Here is a 19,301-nt window from a genome sequence, read left to right as displayed (position 1 = left end):
TAGTTCATTGTTATTGAACAATTGAACCAAGTCAACTGAAATGTTAGAATCCCTTCATGGTTCAATTTGTACATCCCGCTAAAGAAGACATCACCTTGGAAGGCATGCTCGGGGCTCTTGCCGACCCTATGCGCCTGAGAATCATGAGAAGCCTGATGAATGTGGAAGGCTGTTTGTCCTGTTCAGAAGCTGCTCCCTGCCCCAACATGGCCAAATCCACTTTGTCGCATCACTTCCGGGTATTGAGAGAGGCTGGATTGATTCGGACGGCAAAACTAGGCGTGGAAAACCGCAATATCGTCCGGGCCGAAGAAATCAATGAGAAGTTTCCTGGACTATTGGAATTGATCCTTGACCTCTATGGCCATTAATAGGTCTTTTCTGAGCCAGGCCTGCTGACACCTTGATGTTCTAAAACCCAATGCAAAAAGAAAGCCCATATATCAGTATGGGCTTTTTGTTAGTTTTTAAACGAGCACCTACTTAATTCAACTTATGCCTCAATGCAAGATTAAATGTGCTTACATCCAAAAGCGTAAATTGAAAAATAAATAAAAACAATCACATATATTATTTTTACTTTGAAGAAAGTAAATGAAAATCCATGCATGAGTTTAAATATTTGTATCTTTTACTCTGAAGAGCATAAATACCTAAGTAGTAATCTCATCAGCAGGACCTAGAATCGGGTCATGTAACAATGAAATTGCGTATATGATATTACATAATTTCACGTTAAATAATTGATTTGACAGTGGTATTTATTTGTGTTCATAATTCTTCCATGCAATTTCTCCGCAAACACTTCAGTTTGTTCCTAAGACGCATCGGCTCAACCGGCCGACGAATACCTCCTGTGCGTAATTCCTTAATTCAACACTAGGTCGTCAGTCATGGCGACCATAAGGAGTCGTCATGGTAATCAGCAAATCATCCATTGCTCGCCCAGAGCAATTTCAAGTTCAAGTCAAAGACGTTGATATCAACACCCACGTTGTTATTGCGCCGCTAGCGCCGGTGCTGAAACACGTCCGTCTAGTGTGCATTCGTTCATCTGATTGGCCTGATTTCAAGGAGATCCGAAATGCTTAATGACAAAGTAGAGTCACTGCAAAACATCATTCCAAAAACTCTGGATGACATAGTTAGGAATAACCGTGAGCAAATGCAGCTTGAGTATGCGACTGAGCAGGATTTAGCAAAAATGCAAAAGCAAATACCTGGTGATTTTTACAGAGGAGCGTTGCGGGGTGCCTTTATTTATAAACGCATCTTTCCTGCCTTGCAGCAGGAGGCTTTATATCTTGTGGGCTTTATGGACGAGCGAGGTCGTACCATCACTTGGCACACTTCGCGTATAGAAGGGTTTGATCCAAAAACACGGATGGTCTTTACTGCATCTGGTTCTTTGTACTGGGTGGAGGATTTTGTAACAGGCGAGCCTGATAGTCAGTTGCTCATCAATGTTTGCGCCATTCTTCATCGCGATGGGCTGGGGAGCGGCTTCGGCGTCCCCTATTTCTTTTACTAAATGGTATGGCTCAGGTGGAGTAAGCAAAGTGACTAAGCATAGTAGTGGTGATCAATCCCTATCAACCAAGGTGTTTTTTGATACAGAGTTTACTGACCTGCTGGGTATTGCTCAGGATCCAGCCCTCATCAGTATTGGATTGATAACAGAAGACGGGAGGCGCACCTTCTATGCTGAGCTGACAGACACTTACACACTTAAGCAATGCAGTGATTTTGTTCGAGTGGGTGTGCTTCCTTTCCTGGACGCTTCTGAATTACCCGAGGTACTGGACTTCACCGCTATCTATGCGCGAGTGAGTGCAACGCAATGTAGAGACTTATTAACTCAATGGCTTGAGCAGGCCGGAAAGCATGCCGAGCTATGGTCAGATGCCCCTTCATTTGACTGGCATTTTGTAGTTGAGCTATTTCATGAGCATGTTTGGCCCGACCTCCTATCCCATACACCTAGATCATGTCTTCCAACGGAAGAAGCATCACTTTCTAGGCACTCCAGGCATGTGGAACAGATGTATGCAACGCAGCATTTCAGGAGGCATCATGCACTGGATGATGCCAGGGTGAATCGCGAAGTGTGGTTGGCAGAAAGTGCTGAGTGAAAGCAGTCCTAGATGGAACTACTTGCCATCTAATATACATGAGATAAATAGGAAAACTTGCTTTTGACTACCCCAATTCTTGTTATTGATCTTGAGGCCACATGCTGTGATCAAGGCACAATTCCGCCGGAGCAGATGGAAATCATCGAGGTGGGTGCAGTATGGGCAAAGCCCAATGGTGAAACCATCGAAACCTTTCAGCGCTTCGTAAAGCCACTGGAGCGACCTAAGCTGACATCCTTTTGCCGATCACTCACTCATATTGAGCAAGACAGTATTGATGCGGCACCATACTGGCCCGCAGTCGCTGCGGAGTTGTTAGAATTTTCCCGGCGTTACACCGGCGAATGTTGGGGAAGCTGGGGCGCCTATGATCGTCGACAGATTGAACGCGAGTGCGTTCGGTACGGTACCGAAAATCCTTTAGCAGATCTACCTCATGTCAATCTCAAAGGCTCATTTGCCAAAGCACGGAGTATTAAACAGGTTGGCATGACCACTGCTCTGCAGATAGCTGGTCTCGAGCTGGAGGGGACTCACCACAGAGCACTAGCAGATGCTCAGAACATTGCTCGGTTGCTGCCATGGGTGATGATTGAGGACGCTCATTTAATTAATATGGTTTACCAAGCGGTTAAGGACTCGCATCCCGAGGCAATCGCAAATGGGTTTGACTCTGGGAAATGGCTCCGAAATTGGCTAAGTGAACCACTTCCGACTCTTGGTGGGGTTGCACCAATTAAACTTATGGCGACACCGCAAGGGCGGGCTCTGGTGACAAAAGTACTGAGGCAGGCGCTTGAGGGTTCTTACGCTTAATTAAACAGCAGTTACTTACGGGAAAGGACACGGCTTATCGAATGGCGTAACGATTGTAGCGTGTCGCATTGCCCTAGTAACACCCACCCGCAAAGCTAAAAGATCCTGATTGTAGGCCCTTGGATATTGAGGAGCCCTGGCAATAGATTTGAACATGCCATCGTAGATGATGACTTCATGAAATTCTTTACCTTGGATTTATGGATAGTCATAAGATGGATGCCACGCCAGTCTTTTTGAGCCGTGGTGAAATACTCTTGCATCAAAGCATTTCTTACTGCATCTTCCGCCCCCTGATATCCGCCCTGCGCCCGCCACTGATGAAGGTAAATGGCGACGTAGAACGTTTCTTAATGCTGCTTCTTTCGATTCACCGTCTGAAGGCCAATGGAAGACAAGGTTTCGTATCCTATTCTCGATTGCATACAACTCTGTTGTTATGGATTTGTGAAATGCAAGAAAGTCTGGAGAGTGAGCCATAGGCAAAATCCTTAAACGTTGGAAAAGTATACGATTAATTGCCTTGGATTTTCCAATCTATCGAAAATAGGTGATAGGTAAATGACAGAATGAAACGTAAGTGAAATTATTGGTTGTAAAAATAATACATAATGTGTATGATTTTCGTACATAGGTTAGGGAGAAATTGCATGTCAGATATTGAGACTAGAATAAAAAGTGAATTAGAAGACTTCTGGGATGAGCGGGCAATCCCTTTAGGGCCGGGGGGTATTACTAGCGTTGATGATCTGGTCGATGGTATTGAATCTATGACAGCTGTCGATGTGCTTGCAACGCTGGATAGACTTCTGGATAAAAAAGTGCCTAATACCGTTATTCAGCCAGGTGGGTATAGAACGAAAGAAGAATTCATTGACAAGCTGACCACCAAAGTTGTTGAGTGGATGGCTGGAAAATGAACACCAACTCGTATGTTGATAATGATGAACAGCGAAGATTGCTTGCTCAGCGGCTCAAAGAGTCACGCGAATATTGTGGTTTATCTCAAGAAGAGGTAGCTGGAGTATTGGGTGTTACTAGGCCGGCAATCTCTAATATTGAATCTGGGTCAAGAAAAGTTGAAGCAATCGAACTAGATAAGTTAAGTACGCTTTATGGACGCACCATTCAATATTTTCTTAATGGGGAAGTGGAGTTTGAAGATGATAGGGTGGCTTTTCTAGCTCGAGCAACTCAAGGAATGGCGGAAAATGATTTGAAGGAGCTGGAGCGATTTGCCAGATTCTTAAGAAATTCACCTGGGAAATAATAATAAGGATAAGCATGGCAAAGCATGGTCAAGTTCTTAATGCAGCAAAAAAAGCTTCAGAAGTTATCATGGATCACAATCTGAAAGCCCGTGTTAAAGAGGATGGCTATACTAGAATAGATCCAGCCTTAATTGCTGCTGCTGAAAATGTTACGCTCATGTATCGACCTTTAGAAAAGTTATTGGGGGGGTTTTTGCGGGAGGATAATGCTGTTGGCATTATTGTTAATGTGGATAGACCAAAAGGTCTTATTCATATGACTTGTGCTCATGAGTTGGGACATTTTTTCCTCAATCACGAAAGTACTGCTGATGAAACGATTGATTACGGAGTAAAAGCAGAAATAGTTGAGCAAGAGGCAAACTATTTTGCTTATGCTCTCTTGGCACCTAAATGGTTGGTGGCATCAGTTATGAATCAAAGAGGCTGGACTTTATCACATCTTACCCTCCCTGCCATTGTCTACCAATTATCATTGCGTTTAGGAATTAGCTTTACTGCGATGATTTGGTCTTTATCTAACTTGAACTTAATAAGTATTGAAACTAGAAAAGTATTATTAGCTACTCAACCAAAGAGAATTAAAGAAGCTACTTTGGATGGGATTAAATATTCCTTGGGATTGAATGATGTATGGCTTCTTGACCATAATGATAAAAATCAAGTCTTACAACCTGTAGTTGGCGATAAATTCATTTTCGAATTGCCGAATCATTCAAGTTCTGGGTATTTGTGGACTATAGATGAGTTGCGTTCTGAAGGTTTTCGCTTGGATCCTATAACAGAGCCAGCTAAATCAAATAAGGAAAAAATTGGATTAAGTAATTTAATGATTGGTGGTAACCCAACACTTAAATATAGACTTGAGCATGCTCTAATGCAAGCAGATGATAATGACGACTTTGAGCATCCTGAGTCTTTGAATTTTCGGAATGAGATATCTTTAAATGAAGAGCGTTCGTGGGTTTCAGAGTCCGATATTAACCGGTTAAATTTCTTCACTGAGTTTGAGCAAGTGAAAGCTGGGCTCTCAACACAAGAAAAAGAGAAGCGCTTTGCTTCATTGAAGAGGTAAGTAATGATTGAGGTTAGTATTGATAATTCTGCAGCGTTGGGTGCTGTAAGAAATCAGGGTTGTCGTCCGACTTGCTTGGTGTTTGTAGTTTCGGATATAAATTCTTATGCCAACGTCACAGGAGAGCTTAGTGTTGAATATTTAGCTCATCATGCAGCGAATTTAACACCTAATTGGAATGGCGAGGGATTTATGGTATCGACTGTAACTCATGCAGTTGAGACTTTTGGGCAACCTCATGAATCCTTACACCCTTATAATATTAATGACCTGTATGCTCCAAAAACGCCTCCTCCTTCAAATTTGCAACCATTTTATAAAGTAAAGTTCAATAATATTGATCTTGGAATGGATGAAGTAATAAGTACTATCGAAAAAGGTAACATTGTAGGCATCGCTGTTGCCGTTACTACATCCCTTTATTACCCTGTTGATAATTTAGTTGAATTTGAAAGTAATGTTTTACCTGGGGAGTATCATGCGCTAGTGGTGACTGGGTTAGGGAAGCATAAAGATTCAACGGAGTTGTATTTTAAAGTTAGGAACTCTTGGGGAGACGCTTGGGGAGTCGGAGGTTATGCCTGGTTGCCAAAATCTTATCTTGATCTTCATCTTTACGGGACCTTTTCTTTGTAAATAACTATGGCAAAACTATTTAACACTTATCAGCGAACAATACCAACATGGTTAGCTGCTGCAAAAGCACTCAACACTGCTCAAGGGAAAAAAGACACGAATTATATTCTTGAGATTGAGGATCCTTTAAGCATGTTGGAGCCAGAGATCAAGCTTTATAACCAAGTTAATGACCTGTTGGTGGCAAAAGGCAAACTAACTCTGAAAACAGTTGCAGGTACAATTTTTCCGTTAGACCTATATAGAAAATTTGGTCATCCTGGATTGTTTGAGGAACATAAGAAAACTCTAGATCGGGGTAAAAAAGAAGGTACCTGGGGTACTTACTTTAGTCGAATGACAGTTAGATCTAAACATGATGGATCAGGAACGATAAATCCATTGTCTATGTTGATTCAAAAACTCTCGCATGAACAACAACCAAAAGGCAAGTCCTTTCCTAATGCCTACGAACTTAGTGTTGCTGATCCTGAAATTGACCTGGCTTATGGAGTGAGGGATATAGGGGGAGAAATACCAACATATAATGCAGACCAAGATGGGAGGCGCTGGTTAGGGAGTCCATGCTTATCTCATTTATCGTTTAAGCGTGAAGAGAGAAATGGATCTTATTATCTCAATCTTACTGTTATGTATCGTTCACATCATTATTGTGCACGAGGCTTGGGTAACCTAATTGGGTTGGGGCAGCTGATGTCATACGTAGCTAAAGAGGCTGGCTTGAAAGTTGGTACTCTTACATGCATTTCTACTAATGCTGAGTTAGATATAGGCAGCTGGGGTGGAGTTGCTGAATCTTATAGCATCTTAAGTGCAACTTTATGAGTGACATGCAAGTAAAGAAAGTTGACTTCCTATTCCCTCCTGCAGATCGTGACCATAAACTTTTCTCATTCCCATGCGAAAGTCTGCAATTCCTCCATAGCTAGGATGGCGGACACAATCAACTTCCAGGCCTAAAGATTTGGCATATGCGGCGGCATCCTGACCAATGCAAATGATGCGTTTAATATCTAACCAAGAGATGAGAGAATGGTTGAGCTCAGATACCATGGCCAGTTCTCGTGATGTGAACCGCCGATTTGTTAATGGGTTCCCAGGCTCGTGAGGGTGGAAAGGGAATACATTCCACAAGAGTGGAGGTTGTGCCAATCTAGTCAAAATGTTCCAGATCTCAGTAGCAGTTCTTTCTGCTATAACTGGCCCCTTAGTTGCTTTTTGCGGCAGGGCCCCAGGGTATAGTTGAGCAAAGAGGCTCAGTCTTTGCTCATCTGTCAGAGCAAGCCCAGTTCTTCGCCCACCCCGATAACCAAGATCGCGCCCCATCCAGATGGTATCGGTTTTAAGTTTCTCTACGGCTTCCAAATAGCTCGTTAGATTTCTCCGGCGCACTTTTGGGCCATCAACCAAATCATGGATGCCACAATGATCGCGATATGGATTGAATACCTCTTGCAGATGTATTTTTGATAGTGCTTCAACGAATAATTTTGCATTCATTTTGGTAATAAGTGTGCAGGTGTGCCAGAGCTAACGAGTACTGTGCTATACGTTTTTACAGGAGCCTCGATTTGCTCATCTGGTAATGTTTCAAATTTCATCGTCCGGTTAACAAGATCACAGTGGACGATCCCGCCACTGTTGTGTACCACTTGCCGGAAGATGTTAAAACCTTCAAGGATGGCTTTTTCCCATTGCCATAGCGGGCAAGCAGCCACTTCGTATCCTTCCACCATGTCCATGACTTGCTTTAAGAGGCCGTAGTCTAACCTACCTACCTTCACATCTTCAAAATGATTTCTACTACCAGCAAGATTGAATATCCAAGTAGCTATCCCTTCTTCTATGATGATGGCGCGGGCCCCATCCTCATTCTCATCAATGTCAGGATCACTCTTTCTTTTCAACTTGAGAAGCGCTCTAATGACAGGAGACCACCCCAAATGGACGAGGTAGGCAAGGTGGAAAACATCATGGAAGCGGTAGCCATCTGGCTCCGTCCGGTTGTCAGTTAGTCTGTCCCCAATATTGATACCTAGCATTTGTTGTATGACATGTGGCTTCCCAGAGGAGTTGTGCCTTTCAATGAAGCGCATCTCGAACTGGCGAGGAAATTGTTCTAAAGCTGGATACTTTTCATCGAATAGAGGGGTGTACTGTGCCTGATCAGAAGGCCATCGGGATTCGATTTTCTTAAGGTTGAATCTCGCAACCTCAGAAAAATTTTGCGTGAAGAGAGAACTTACAGTCACCATGTCGGCTAAAAGCGCAGCCAGAATCTTTAGCGGTGGTTGGTAAACCAAATCCTGCTGTTCACCATTAAATAAAGAGCCGCAGTGGATTCCTAACTGTTTGAGAGCAGCGGTAATTTTCTCAGTAGATGCCTCCTCTTTGGAGAAGGCCATTAATCCATCAAATTTTTCAAAGGTTAATTCGTCTGCAACAGCCGGAGCATTGACATTTAGTCGTTGCTGCAACTCAGTGATTGCCTCAAATCCCACATCTTGAAGAGTTAAGTCATATTGAATGGCTACAGTAGTTAAATACCAGAGTGCATCGCCAAGTTCTTCTGTAATTGCATTATGATCTGCGGCATGGAGATCCCTTGTCGATTTCTTTATTAAAGACAGTAATCCGCCGATTTCTCCAAAAAAACCGAAGCGTAATTGATCTTTTGCTTCCGTCTTTCCCTCGAATTGATTTGATTTGCAGGCCCTGGCTTGATAATCGGCTAGCTTAAGATCTTGTATTGTTTTTACGTTCCTTGGTGCAACCATGATGACTGTCTTCTCCCCAGAGATTAAGTTGGCTGAACGAATTTTGGCATGAGTGATTGTTAGTGTATAGCTGAGTTTTTAGTTCTTTTGCACAAGAAATCATAGTGCTTCTATCCCCTAGTTTCGCACCCATTCTCAAAGCTTTGTCCCTCATATTAACGGTGACATCATAATGCGGATACTTTGATTCATTTTGAAACCAAGACGCTTTCAATCCTAGCTTAACAGCAAATTGATGTAATTCGGGCAAGGTGTCCGCGACCATATGACACCATTCTTTACCTTTCCAAGATATGAGTTCGTCATCAACGTAAATGGTCATAATTGTAATTTTCAAAATATTATGCATAATTATAGCTATGATAAGTCAGAGAATCAAGAATAAATCGGAAGCTAGTGTATTGGCGGAAAGGCTTAGAAATGCCCGTAAATTAAGGGGTTTGAGGCTTGTTGAAGTTGAAAAGATCTTGAGGATTGATGTCGGTCAGCTATCAAAATTTGAAACAGGGAAATTCAAACTTGTGAGTAAGAATTTGCAAAAATACTGCAATTTCTTGCAAATTAATGCGCCCCTTCGTTTTGATGAGCCAGATAGTTTGATCCAAAGATTCTCAAGAGTTTTGTTGTGCTCGCCCCAACATGCAGAGGCAGCAGCACACATGGTGGCGCTTTTGGAGGCTTTTGATACAAAGTAGGTGCCGAACTAAAAGTTGATCCTCATTCGCGGTGGAAGAGCAAGCAAATGGCTCCCTCCCAAAAAGCGAGTGGGATTGAAGTCAATTGGAGGACTCTGTCAGACTAAATTCATCGTGTATCACACAATCACAACCAAGTTGGGATCAAACTCCCAATTTTCAGGTGCTCCACCTCTTGTCCGGTACCCACAGGGATTTGTCAGTACCCTACATCCCTGAATCATGTAGTCGACAGATTCGTGAATATGGCCATGCACCCATAGATCTGCTTGCTTGACCAAGAATTCAAGATCAGAGGCGAAACCAGCGGACACTGGATCATTGATGTATGTCTTGGTGATGGATTTGATGGAGGGGCCCATGTGTGTCACCACAATCGTTTTTCCATCAAATGGCTGCAACAAGCGCTCCTCAAGCCACTGCACATGCCGTTGGTGCAGCACGATTGTATCTTCAGGGGTGATGAATTCTTTTGTCAGAGAAGATCTCTTGATATAGCGGTAGTCAGCCAGAATATCTTTGGCCATGGACATAGCCTTCTGCTTAAGATCTACACTAAAGAGTTCATAGTCGGTCCACAATGTGGCACCTAAGAAGCGATAGCCATCCAAGAGCATCTCACTGCAATTGAGAAACCGAACATTCGACGTAGCACTTGCAGCGCTTGAGATCTTGGCCTCTATGTCCTGGATGCAATGTCCATAGAACTCATGATTGCCAGCGATGTATATCACTGGGGTATTTTGAAAAGTCTTTTGGGCCCACTTCACAGCCTTATCACCAGAATCTATGTCACCTGCAAGAATAACGACATCAACATCAGATGAATGTGTGCCAATCTGCGGGCCGGAATCCAACCAAAGCTCGCGATGTAAATCAGAGAGTATGAGTAAACGCATGGGAGCAAATTTGGCCTAGGCGCAAACTCGAGCTTTTGTATAGATCAAAGTTACTAGGCATGTTGTGTACATTGATCTAAAAAAGAGATTTTGAAGTTTCAAGATGAATCTTACCTGTTAGGAAATTCAAATTGTGCTGCAGCTGCAGTTTTTGAAGATCATCAATCAAGAAAGTTAAGCTAGGCAGGTTTGTACCATCAATGGGAATAATCTCTCCGTTCAGGGTTAGACCAATGAGTTTGGCGATCGCAGTATGCTGGATGTGTTTCTTCTTCAAGATATCTTGAAGCGTGACTGTGGCACCATTGTTGTTTCGACGTGATTTCACTACGGTGCCAAGTACTTTTTTCAGGAAGCCCTCTAAAGATAGCAGATTGTAGCCATGAGTACCGACTGCCAGCCTATCCAATATCAGTACACGCTCTGACTTGAGTGCCTTAAGTAGATTCGGCGAAATTTTCAACCAGGCAGCAGCATGCCTTTGATCCAGTGACTCCCCTTCAGATGGCAAGAAGGGAAGTGAGCTGACATCAAAGATATAGCGAATGCTAGCGCCAGCCTTAATTTTCTTACCTGAGATGAGACCATCCTTCATGTATTGCATAACGGTTGGCTTGGTCACCTTCAAATACTCAGCCAGAGCGTTGATACCCATAATGTTAGGAATCAAATTCGCCCGGTGCAAAGAACGCCTATCTAAAGTACATTTCTTCCAGCGCTGGTTTCCAAAGTCGATGAAGCTAGTATGTAGGAACGTAATAGGTTTGTTTTTTTGGCCTGCCTTGCAGAAGGCAAAATAAAACGTTCGAAATTGGGTAGTAATGTTGAGAGAGGGTTCCGGTTCAGCCGCATGATTCTCAAGATAGTCCCAAAACCCATTTGGCCAGTGGCTGAGCATTGCATGGGCAGCCTCAAGTGACCGTTCTCTAGCCGTGCTATAACTTGAGTTCTGAATATGTAGCTGAGGGCGAAGCTCCAGTCGCTTGAATATGCTCAAGAAAGAAAGTAAATCCAGATTTTCCAAGTGATCTAATGGATAGCTTGAAGCTGAGATTTCATTTAAAGATTGTTCATCTTTGTATAACTTCCATTTGATCAAATGCAATATCTGAGTGAGGTCCTCAGATAATTCGCTGTTGATGTGTTCAAGAGTCTGTCCACAGTTACACTTTAATAGCCCAGGTCTGTTCCATCTCAATTTTCTATCGCATGTAGGGCACTGCCGATTAAAAGCTAAAGCATGATCTGGGCATCCAATTGCATATTTGGTATCAAAGAAATTATGGTGATACCCATTCTGTTTGATGCAAATTGGACAAACGCGTGGAGAATGACTTCCCATATAGACATCTGGAATTTCGATATCATGGGTTAAAGAAGCGTACTTGTTGTGGGTAGAACAGGAAAAATAATCTGCAAGGTTAAAACCTAGTGCTTGGCTCAAAGATGAGTAAACACTGGGGTTGGTGGTGAAATGATCATTATCGATGCCAGCGTACGTCAAGATTAAAGAGGGTCTTGTGTATCCATTGGATTCAGATACCCGCAATAGATATCCTGGGAAGCTTTCGTAAGGGAAAGGCCTGGGGGTAACAACTAAAGTTTTCATTTTTGGAACACCTGAGAAGGAGTGACTCTACGCCTGGATTGCTTTGTATAGTTTGGATTGTTTCTAACTTCATCCCAACCTACCTCATGGGCTAATTTGACATAGTTAGGTATTTGCGCGAGTTCGAAGGTGGGGGAAAAAGGATCTCCGGCATGATTCCAAACAGTGTGATCAGGAACACTGTATTTCCAGGCATCAGAAAAGTCTTTCCAGTCTAGTGATCGTTTTTTAGACTTGATTGCATTAATGACAGTTTGGGTAATGATTTTGGATACATAGCCAATGAATCCACCACTGGCACAGAAGAAGGCATTAACGAAATGAGGAGATGACAACATTGGAACATTCTTAAAGGATTGCTCTAATGTTTTTTGGTATGAGTCCAAGATAGATTTGAACTCATTCGTGTCTCTTGTCTTGCTGATGTTGAATCTTTTGAGGTATACGCTAGACAACATCCTGCGCTTGAACTGGCTGCTTTCCAAAATGACAGGTTCACAAGATGGGAGCCCGGATACAATGATGCCGATATCCATATCCATAAAGTCTTTAGCCATTTCACTGATATCAAGAATTTTTTTCTTAGTTTGCCTATCAATCAAACGTTGATACTCATCAATGATGATTATTTTGGTTTGACATGCTTTTAGTAGAACCAGTATTTTCTGTAACTTATCGCCCAGTGTGCCTTTTGAATAAAGCGGATCACCTAATGCTCTTAGAATTTGCTCGTAAGTATTCTTTAGGTTAGGAGTATTAGGTAGTGCGAGATATAAGATGGGGATATACCAACCATCATTATGCTTTCTTCTTGGGGCTTCAGCTAAAAGGGAATATATGAGCGTAGACTTACCTGTGCCAGACTCACCTATGATAGCAACAGAGTTATGCCTGGAGCCACGTATGGAGTTGTCATAGACATCATGCAATTTGTTTAAGGCTGCTTTATAAGCACAATGTTCAACTACAATCGATTCTACTTGGTCAGCTAACGAGAAATTATTCATCATATCCTCCTGGCCGTTTAACAACTTTAGTTGTGAATGCAATGGTTGGAGAAGATTCATCTGCAGGCAGGGTGTTGGATTCACTAATAGCAATTGTAATTTGCTCGTCTTCTACTTGAGGTTCTTTGTTTGAGTAAGAAGGCTCAATGAATCTCGCAGCACGTTTTCCAATTTTTTTAGGTTCATTCCGGATAACGTCATAAATTTCAGCTAATGCGATACGCCAACTCGTATTGTCTTTTGGTAAACCATTTTTTCTGCAATAATCTTTTATAGTTTTATGCATATAAAGAGATAAGTTCTTGGTATATTCCTTATCTTTAGCTTCAACAACGATGTAATTATCATTGTCGTTCGGTAGAAAAACCCAGATTTTGCTTAGATCATCCTCGTCATATCGAATTTCTGTTTCAAAAACGTCTCCAAATTGTTTTCTTAGCTCCAGTAAATTCCGATTTGAATACCAGATATCTTCAAGAGTAACTCCTCGATGATCTACGGTTAACCTATCTGATTTTGAAAATATGAGATCGATATCATCGATATCTGTCATGAGCGGGATTTGACTCGGATTAATTAATCGTTGCCAGGCTTGGCGTGGAGACTCGCCTTTAAGCCCTTGATGAGGTTTTTCATGATATACGTCAACAATATACTTATTCATTATGGCTTTAAGCATATCCAATGTTATATTGGCTAACTTTTCTGATTTGTAATCTTTACGTTCTTTGGGGTTGCTTTTAGTTGTACCTGGAAGGACGTGTATAAGCTGGGTATTTAGTGTGCGAAAAAATCTTTCATTATTTGGCTTTTCCCATGGTGTACCACGGCCACAATAAAGAATTTCTGTATACATATATGAGCACAGTCGTTCAAAGTCTGAGGCATGAAATTCCAATCCATTGTCTACCATTAGCAAGTCAAATGGGCCAAAAGGTAGCCACTTGTTTTTTATAGATACATATTTGTTAGTAAGATCAGGCTTTGGTGAAACCGCGTGTTTAAAACACTTAGCTACTATATTAAGGCTTGGAGGATTGAAGCCTAAATAGTAGCCATAGATGCATCGTGATGGAACGTGAATGAAGATTGTCAGTGTTGGTCTTCCAAGCAATCTACCTTCTTCGTCGACAATCATGACGTCTAATATTGTATGGTCCATTTGACCGACATGCATTCCATTTGGATATGTTTTTGGTTGATTCATAACCTGCCTATACTTAGCCCTAACATAATTAGCACCATCGCGTGCTAAATCACGCTCATATTTTGGAATATCATTAATTAATCTGCGTAAATATTCAAAGCTTGGGTATTTCAATTTTTCATGTGACAGCCTATTTATATTTTCATCTTCGATTTCTTTAAAGATTGCTGTCATTGTTTTTTGCATTGAAGTTTTCTCTAGCGTCAGATAGTTTTCGTGAATTTTCCTTAAGCAAATATCTGTCACATATGGGTCAATTCTTTCATACTTACCTTTTTTTGAGTTGTCAGGCAGTAAAGATTCAGGGTTATGGTTTGATTCTTGATATTTAATTCTCCAATTCCGCACCGCACTAATGCAGGGTTCTTTACCCGGGTCGTTCATTGCTTTGTGCGCATCAACGATAGCTTGCCTCATCAGCTCACCATGAGGAAGACCTTCACATGCTTTGATGTATCTTTTCCTCTTGTTTATAATTTCCCATTTTTCTTCACTTAGTACTGGTAATTTCCTGATTTTGCTTTCAAATTTAAAAGGATTAACTCTTTGTGATGTGCTTGGTTTAACTTCTTTTTGTATTAAATTTGCATGTAGCTGATCATAAGAAATTAGTGTGTAATTTCCTTTTTCATCAGATACGGATATGCCGTCACTTGTAACAGTCTCAATGACCACTAACTCGTCATTAAAGCTGAATTTTTTCCCAGGTATTAAATGAAGTTTTTCCATGATAATTTTCCTTCTGATGGAGGTGTAAGAGACACAATGCTTCCGCTTTCTAATGGAGCATTCATATTGATATGTAAATGTCCTGACAAAATAAGCTGAGCTGCTAGAGGTATTTGTGTTTCAAGATAACTTCCCCAAGTTGATGGGGAGTTGAAACTTCCATCGTTTGGTAAATCTGTAAGGAATTTAAGTCGTGGTCTACGAGCGTATAAGAGAAGAGTGTGGCAATTTTCAACTACAAGAGTAGGTAGCTCAGACATCGTTACAAGCCTGTAGCGAAACCCAAGTTTTGGTAAATTTTCACTAAGCAACTGTGTGCGATCAATGATCTCTTGGTTGACTTTGCTTGGATGAGGCTTAACTTCCACAAAGGTGGGATAGTGATCACCGCAGTCCACTAGAAAGTCTGGGAAGTGCCTTTTTTGCGCGCCATTTTGAAGAAAATTGATGGTGGCTGGTTGCTCGCGATAGTCAAGGACATCAGGCATGCATTCCAACATGCGTTGGAATTCGATCTCAGCTTTTGACTCACACCTAACAGTCCTCAACGTAGTGGCTTTGTGAGAAATGCCTTTGTATCGTTGATGTAACTGACTTCGGTTGATAGATTGCCTAGCCATTTGGCCGGCAGGTGGGAAGGTTATTGTGATGCCAAGGCTGACATCATAGGTGTCGCGATACTGCATTTGCATTCTCCTTTTACGGTTTTAGCGCAAAAGGGTGGTCGCCCTGCATGTCGTGAAAATTGACATGCAGGGTTTAAAAGAGCAGACTATCGGTGGGTTTGGGGTAACTAAATCCACCAGAACCCCGGGCAGCGCTAACTGTTCCGGGGTTCATCATTTCTACTCATGCCACCCGTTCGGGTAAATCTAAGTCATTAATTTAATTTGTTTTAATCGAATTCTCCACCCAGGTGGAAGAAATTGTCCTTAGTTTTGGCAGGTCTATGATTATTCCTAATTTCCGAATAAAAGTCAATGTCTTATAGCTAATTGGTATAAACGCGTATGTGGTATTAGATACGCATTCTCATAAAAAACCCCTCAATTGAGGGGGAGGGCATTTAAGTTATTGAGAGTAAATATTTATGTTTATGGGTAGTGAATTTAGGTTTATGCCTTTATGCACATTAAACAAAAGCCGCGTTTGCGGGCTTTTCTTAACCACATTTGCTATCGCCGCAATTGAGGCAGGTGAGGCATCCATCCATCACGATCGCAGCCTTGGTGTTGCATTTGCTGCATAGCTGAGCGCCAGGCGGGAAGCCTTCGGCATTGGTTTTAGCACCTGATGCTGCATGCTTTTCCAAGTATTCGGCGCGTTTCTCGTTGATGAGTTTCTGTTGGTGCTCATCGGGCCCTGTTTTTTTCAGCATGCCTATCTGGTATAGGTGTTGTTCCAGCACTTCACCGATTTCGGCGACCAGACTGGGGATATATTTGCCGCCTTTTTTGAAATAGCCGCCGCTTGGTTCAAATACGCTCTTGAGTTCTTCAACCAGAAAGGTGATGTCGCCACCCTTGCGGAAGGTGGCAGACATGACGCGAGTCAGGGCGACTATCCATTGGAAATGCTCCATGTTCTTGGAGTTGATGAATATTTCGAACGGACGGCGGTGTTCCTGTGGCGTGCCCTCGTTCATGATCACGTCATTGATGGTGATGTAAAGCGCATGCTCGGTAACCGGGGTCTTGATCTTGTATGTATTGCCTACCAGCATTTCAGGACGGCTAAGAGGTTCGCCGAGCTGGACGATTTCTGCCAGTTTCTGTTCATGTGCTTTTTGTTCGGCAGCCGCCTTGACCTTGTCCTCTTCGGTGATGACGTTATAGCCGGTGATTTTCTTCTCTATCTTGATTGCCATGGTGGTCTCCTAATGCAATAGACGCTGTATCTGGTTTCCGGTAGAGCGGCGGACTCTTAATCCGTTTGTCTACCGGGGTAGCGGTGACGACAGTGCTAGAACTTTCCGTAGTAACCTTCCTTCAATGCATCGTAGAGGTTGGCAGCGCTGTGAATTTCTCCGTCATACTCAATTTCGTCATTACCCTTGGCCTCAATCACGGTGCCATCTTCCAGCGTGAATTTGTAGGTGGTGTTTTCCAGGTCTTTCTCGGTCACCAATACGCCCTGGAAGGCTTCCGGGTTGAAGCGGAAGGTGGTGCAGCCTTTTAGGCCCTTGTCGTAAGCGTAGAGATAGATGTTCTTGAAATCCTCGTAATCGTAGTCCGTGGGGACGTTGATGGTCTTGGAGATGGAGCTGTCTATCCACTTTTGTGCGGCGGCCTGGATATCCACATGGGCCTTGGCCTGGATGGTGGATGAATCAAGGAAATAATCTGGTAATTGTTCTTCCGCCTTGTCTGAGAATGGCATGGCGCTGGAATTCACCAGTTCACGGTAGGCCAGCAGTTCGTAGGAAAATACGTCGACTTTTTCCTTGGACTTCTTGCCTTCGCGGATCACGTTGCGTGAATAATGATGGGCAAATGATGGCTCGATACCGTTGCTGGCGTTGTTAGCCAGGGAAAGCGAGATGGTGCCGGTGGGGGCAATCGAGCTGTGGTGGCTGAAGCGGGAGCCAGTCTTGGCAATCTGTTTGCGCAGCTTTTCCGGGAATTGCTGCATGTAACGGCTGTAGAGGCCCATGAGCACCTTGCCCTTGAGCTTATCACCCAGCTTGATGCCATCCTTGAGCATTTCCGGGCGTTTTGCCAGCAGGTCTGCGGTGATCTCAAACTCTTCTTCCATGATGGGTGCGGCGCCTTTTTCCTCCGCCAGCTCTATGCCAACCTGCCAGCCCACCTCAGCCATGATCTTGGTCACTTCCTCAGTGAAAGCGAGGGACGAACTATCACCATACTTCATCTTGAGCATGGTCAGGGTGGAACCCAGGCCGAGATAACCCATGCCATGGCGACGCTTGCGCGCAATTTCATCACGTTGCTGTTGTAGCGGCAGTCCGTTGATTTCCACGACGTTATCCAGCATACGGGTGAACACTGCGACCACTTCACGGTATTCGTCCCAGTCAAAATAGGCATCGCCAGTAAACGGCTTGCGTACGAACTTTGTCAGGTTGACCGAGCCCAGCAGGCAGGCGCCATAAGGTGGCAATGGCTGTTCGCCGCAGGGGTTGGTGGCGCGGATGTTCTCGCAGTACCAGTTGTTGTTCATTTCATTGACGCGGTCAATCAGGATGAAGCCTGGCTCAGCAAAGTCATAAGTAGATGACATGATGACATCCCACAAGCGCTGGGCACGGATGGTGCGGTATACGCGGCATGCCACCTTGCCGTCGGATTCACGGGTCAGGTATTTGCCCTTGACCGGCCATTCTCGCCACACCACCTGTTCCTCATCATGAAGGTCGAGATGGTCGATATTGGCTTCTTTTTCGGTGACGGGAAACGCCAGTTTCCAGTCTGAATCCGCTTTCACTGCCTCCATGAATTCCTTGGTAATCAGGCAGGAAAGGTTGAATTGGCGCAAACGGCCAGCTTCACGCTTGGCCTTGATGAAGTCGGTGACATCGGGATGCGAAATGTCGAATGTTGCCATCTGCGCGCCACGGCGGCCGCCGGCGGACGAGACGGTGAAACACATCTTGTCGTAGATATCCATGAAGGATAGCGGGCCGCTGGTATAGGCGCCGGCACCTGCGACAAATGCCCCTTTGGGGCGGAGCGTGGAGAATTCATAACCAATGCCGCAACCGGCCTTGAGCGTCAGGCCGGCTTCATGGACTTTTTCCAGAATGCCGTCCATGCTGTCTTCCACAATGCCGGATACTGTGCAATTGATGGTGCTGGTGGCAGGCTTATGTTCCTGCGCGCCGGCATTGGATGTAATGCGGCCCGCAGGAATGGCGCCACGGCGCAGTGCCCAGAGGAACCGATCAAACCAGTGGCTGCGTTTCTCTTCAGTATCCTCAACATCAGCCAGGGCACGTGCCACGCGCTTGTAGGTATCATCCATGTCCTGGTCGATGAAATTGCCCTGCTTGGTCTTCAGGCGGTACTTCTTGTCCCAGATGTCCAAAGAAACTGACTGCATTGTCACTTCTTGCACTTCTGACTCCTGATTGGCTGGGTTAGCAGTTTTCACGGCCTTGAGCATGGGACTTCCTCTCCGTTGATGGCTAGATCGCCGTTTTTTTTAAGTATGCAGCCTGTACTGCCACTTATGCATGGACCACAAGATATAGTGATGTCATGAAAAATTATGTCATTTTATTGTGTTGGTCAAGGGTAATTTTTGGTGCGTGCGCGCAATTTTAGAGCATTAAAAACTGGCATGTCCCGGCATGCCTTGAGTCGCGGCGATTTAGGTTAGGGTAAGTCCTTGCTCACTAAAGTCAAAATAAATGATCTGGGCCAATCCGGGCAGGAAAGATCAAGAAGATGAGGTTGAGCAATACTGCAAAGCTTGCAATGCCAGTA

Annotated in this window: 22 protein-coding genes; 12 read left to right on the top strand and 10 right to left on the bottom strand. The window is 43.6% G+C overall.

Annotation, left to right across the window (positions count from 1 at the left end; all coding sequences use genetic code 11):
* Positions 1-56 precede the first annotated feature (56 nt).
* The 11 genes from LG200_RS12810 (at position 57) to LG200_RS12760 (ending at position 6,758) form a co-directional block, all read left to right on the top strand.
* Positions 57-371 (top strand): ArsR/SmtB family transcription factor, encoded by a 315-nt coding sequence (locus LG200_RS12810; protein ID WP_226758018.1) that lies wholly within the window; start codon positions 57-59, stop codon positions 369-371.
* Between the two features lie 544 nt (positions 372-915).
* Complete coding sequence (locus LG200_RS12805; RefSeq protein WP_226758017.1) at positions 916-1,092, top strand: hypothetical protein; 177 nt, start codon at positions 916-918, stop codon at positions 1,090-1,092.
* Positions 1,085-1,531: a hypothetical protein gene (locus LG200_RS12800; protein WP_226758016.1), complete on the top strand. Its 447-nt coding sequence runs from the start codon at positions 1,085-1,087 to the stop codon at positions 1,529-1,531. The genes LG200_RS12805 and LG200_RS12800 overlap by 8 nt, the downstream gene beginning before the upstream one ends.
* A gap of 28 nt (positions 1,532-1,559) precedes the next feature.
* Positions 1,560-2,132: a 3'-5' exonuclease family protein gene (locus LG200_RS12795; RefSeq protein WP_226758015.1), complete on the top strand. Its 573-nt coding sequence runs from the start codon at positions 1,560-1,562 to the stop codon at positions 2,130-2,132.
* 63 nt (positions 2,133-2,195) lie between these two features.
* Positions 2,196-2,951, top strand: coding sequence for an exonuclease domain-containing protein (locus LG200_RS12790; protein ID WP_226758014.1), 756 nt, complete (start codon positions 2,196-2,198; stop codon positions 2,949-2,951).
* A 215-nt stretch (positions 2,952-3,166) separates the two neighbouring features.
* On the top strand, positions 3,167-3,433 hold the full coding sequence (locus LG200_RS12785; RefSeq protein ID WP_226758013.1) for a hypothetical protein: 267 nt from the start codon (positions 3,167-3,169) through the stop codon (positions 3,431-3,433).
* A gap of 168 nt (positions 3,434-3,601) precedes the next feature.
* On the top strand, positions 3,602-3,871 hold the full coding sequence (locus tag LG200_RS12780; RefSeq protein ID WP_226758012.1) for a bifunctional DNA primase/polymerase: 270 nt from the start codon (positions 3,602-3,604) through the stop codon (positions 3,869-3,871).
* The gene (locus tag LG200_RS12775) at positions 3,868-4,221 is read left to right on the top strand and encodes a helix-turn-helix domain-containing protein (protein WP_226758011.1); all 354 of its coding nucleotides are present in this window, start codon (positions 3,868-3,870) and stop codon (positions 4,219-4,221) included. Before LG200_RS12780 ends, LG200_RS12775 begins: the two co-directional genes overlap by 4 nt.
* 14 nt (positions 4,222-4,235) lie before the next feature.
* Positions 4,236-5,297 carry an ImmA/IrrE family metallo-endopeptidase gene (locus tag LG200_RS12770; RefSeq protein WP_226758010.1) on the top strand — a complete coding sequence of 354 codons (1,062 nt, stop codon included), beginning with the start codon at positions 4,236-4,238 and terminating at the stop codon, positions 5,295-5,297.
* 3 nt (positions 5,298-5,300) lie between these two features.
* Positions 5,301-5,933 (top strand): C1 family peptidase, encoded by a 633-nt coding sequence (locus tag LG200_RS12765; protein WP_226758009.1) that lies wholly within the window; start codon positions 5,301-5,303, stop codon positions 5,931-5,933.
* 6 nt (positions 5,934-5,939) lie between these two features.
* A complete protein-coding gene (locus tag LG200_RS12760; RefSeq protein ID WP_226758008.1) occupies positions 5,940-6,758 on the top strand; it encodes a thymidylate synthase family protein in 819 nt (272 codons plus the stop codon).
* Here the strand turns inward: LG200_RS12760 and LG200_RS12755 are convergent.
* From LG200_RS12755 to LG200_RS12745, 3 genes are read right to left on the bottom strand one after another with little or no spacing between them, the layout of a single operon-like run.
* A complete protein-coding gene (locus LG200_RS12755; protein WP_226758007.1) occupies positions 6,753-7,433 on the bottom strand; it encodes a uracil-DNA glycosylase in 681 nt (226 codons plus the stop codon). The two genes, LG200_RS12760 and LG200_RS12755, sit on opposite strands and share 6 nt — an antisense overlap.
* Positions 7,430-8,710: a nucleoside triphosphate pyrophosphohydrolase family protein gene (locus LG200_RS12750; RefSeq protein WP_226758006.1), complete on the bottom strand. Its 1,281-nt coding sequence runs from the start codon at positions 8,708-8,710 to the stop codon at positions 7,430-7,432. Before LG200_RS12750 ends, LG200_RS12755 begins: the two co-directional genes overlap by 4 nt.
* Complete coding sequence (locus LG200_RS12745) at positions 8,670-9,047, bottom strand: DUF4031 domain-containing protein (RefSeq protein WP_226758005.1); 378 nt, start codon at positions 9,045-9,047, stop codon at positions 8,670-8,672. Before LG200_RS12745 ends, LG200_RS12750 begins: the two co-directional genes overlap by 41 nt.
* Positions 9,048-9,111: 64 nt before the next feature.
* Here LG200_RS12745 and LG200_RS12740 point away from each other — a divergent pair, with 64 nt between their 5' ends.
* On the top strand, positions 9,112-9,405 hold the full coding sequence (locus LG200_RS12740; protein ID WP_226758004.1) for a helix-turn-helix domain-containing protein: 294 nt from the start codon (positions 9,112-9,114) through the stop codon (positions 9,403-9,405).
* 119 nt (positions 9,406-9,524) lie between these two features.
* On the opposite strand, the gene LG200_RS12735 is transcribed toward LG200_RS12740, so the two are convergent.
* The 7 genes from LG200_RS12735 to LG200_RS12705 form a co-directional block, all read right to left on the bottom strand.
* Positions 9,525-10,304 carry a metallophosphoesterase gene (locus LG200_RS12735; protein WP_226758003.1) on the bottom strand — a complete coding sequence of 260 codons (780 nt, stop codon included), beginning with the start codon at positions 10,302-10,304 and terminating at the stop codon, positions 9,525-9,527.
* 76 nt (positions 10,305-10,380) lie between these two features.
* A complete protein-coding gene (locus LG200_RS12730) occupies positions 10,381-11,913 on the bottom strand; it encodes a TniQ family protein (protein ID WP_226758002.1) in 1,533 nt (510 codons plus the stop codon).
* Positions 11,910-12,923, bottom strand: coding sequence for a TniB family NTP-binding protein (locus LG200_RS12725; RefSeq protein WP_226758001.1), 1,014 nt, complete (start codon positions 12,921-12,923; stop codon positions 11,910-11,912). Before LG200_RS12725 ends, LG200_RS12730 begins: the two co-directional genes overlap by 4 nt.
* The gene (locus LG200_RS12720; protein ID WP_226758000.1) at positions 12,913-14,856 is read right to left on the bottom strand and encodes a Mu transposase C-terminal domain-containing protein; all 1,944 of its coding nucleotides are present in this window, start codon (positions 14,854-14,856) and stop codon (positions 12,913-12,915) included. Before LG200_RS12720 ends, LG200_RS12725 begins: the two co-directional genes overlap by 11 nt.
* Entirely contained in the window at positions 14,838-15,542 is a 705-nt protein-coding gene (locus LG200_RS12715) for a TnsA endonuclease N-terminal domain-containing protein (protein ID WP_226757999.1), read from the bottom strand. The genes LG200_RS12720 and LG200_RS12715 overlap by 19 nt, the downstream gene beginning before the upstream one ends.
* Positions 15,543-16,018: 476 nt before the next feature.
* Positions 16,019-16,723, bottom strand: coding sequence for a TSCPD domain-containing protein (locus LG200_RS12710; RefSeq protein ID WP_226757998.1), 705 nt, complete (start codon positions 16,721-16,723; stop codon positions 16,019-16,021).
* A 95-nt stretch (positions 16,724-16,818) separates the two neighbouring features.
* A complete protein-coding gene (locus LG200_RS12705) occupies positions 16,819-18,978 on the bottom strand; it encodes an adenosylcobalamin-dependent ribonucleoside-diphosphate reductase (protein ID WP_226757997.1) in 2,160 nt (719 codons plus the stop codon).
* Positions 18,979-19,301: the final 323 nt, after the last annotated feature.

The organism is Methylobacillus caricis, assembly GCF_020532705.1.
Taxonomy (GTDB): domain Bacteria; phylum Pseudomonadota; class Gammaproteobacteria; order Burkholderiales; family Methylophilaceae; genus Methylobacillus; species Methylobacillus caricis.
The sequence above is the reverse complement of the archived record's forward strand: the minus strand, read 5'-3'. Positions and strand labels throughout refer to the sequence as shown.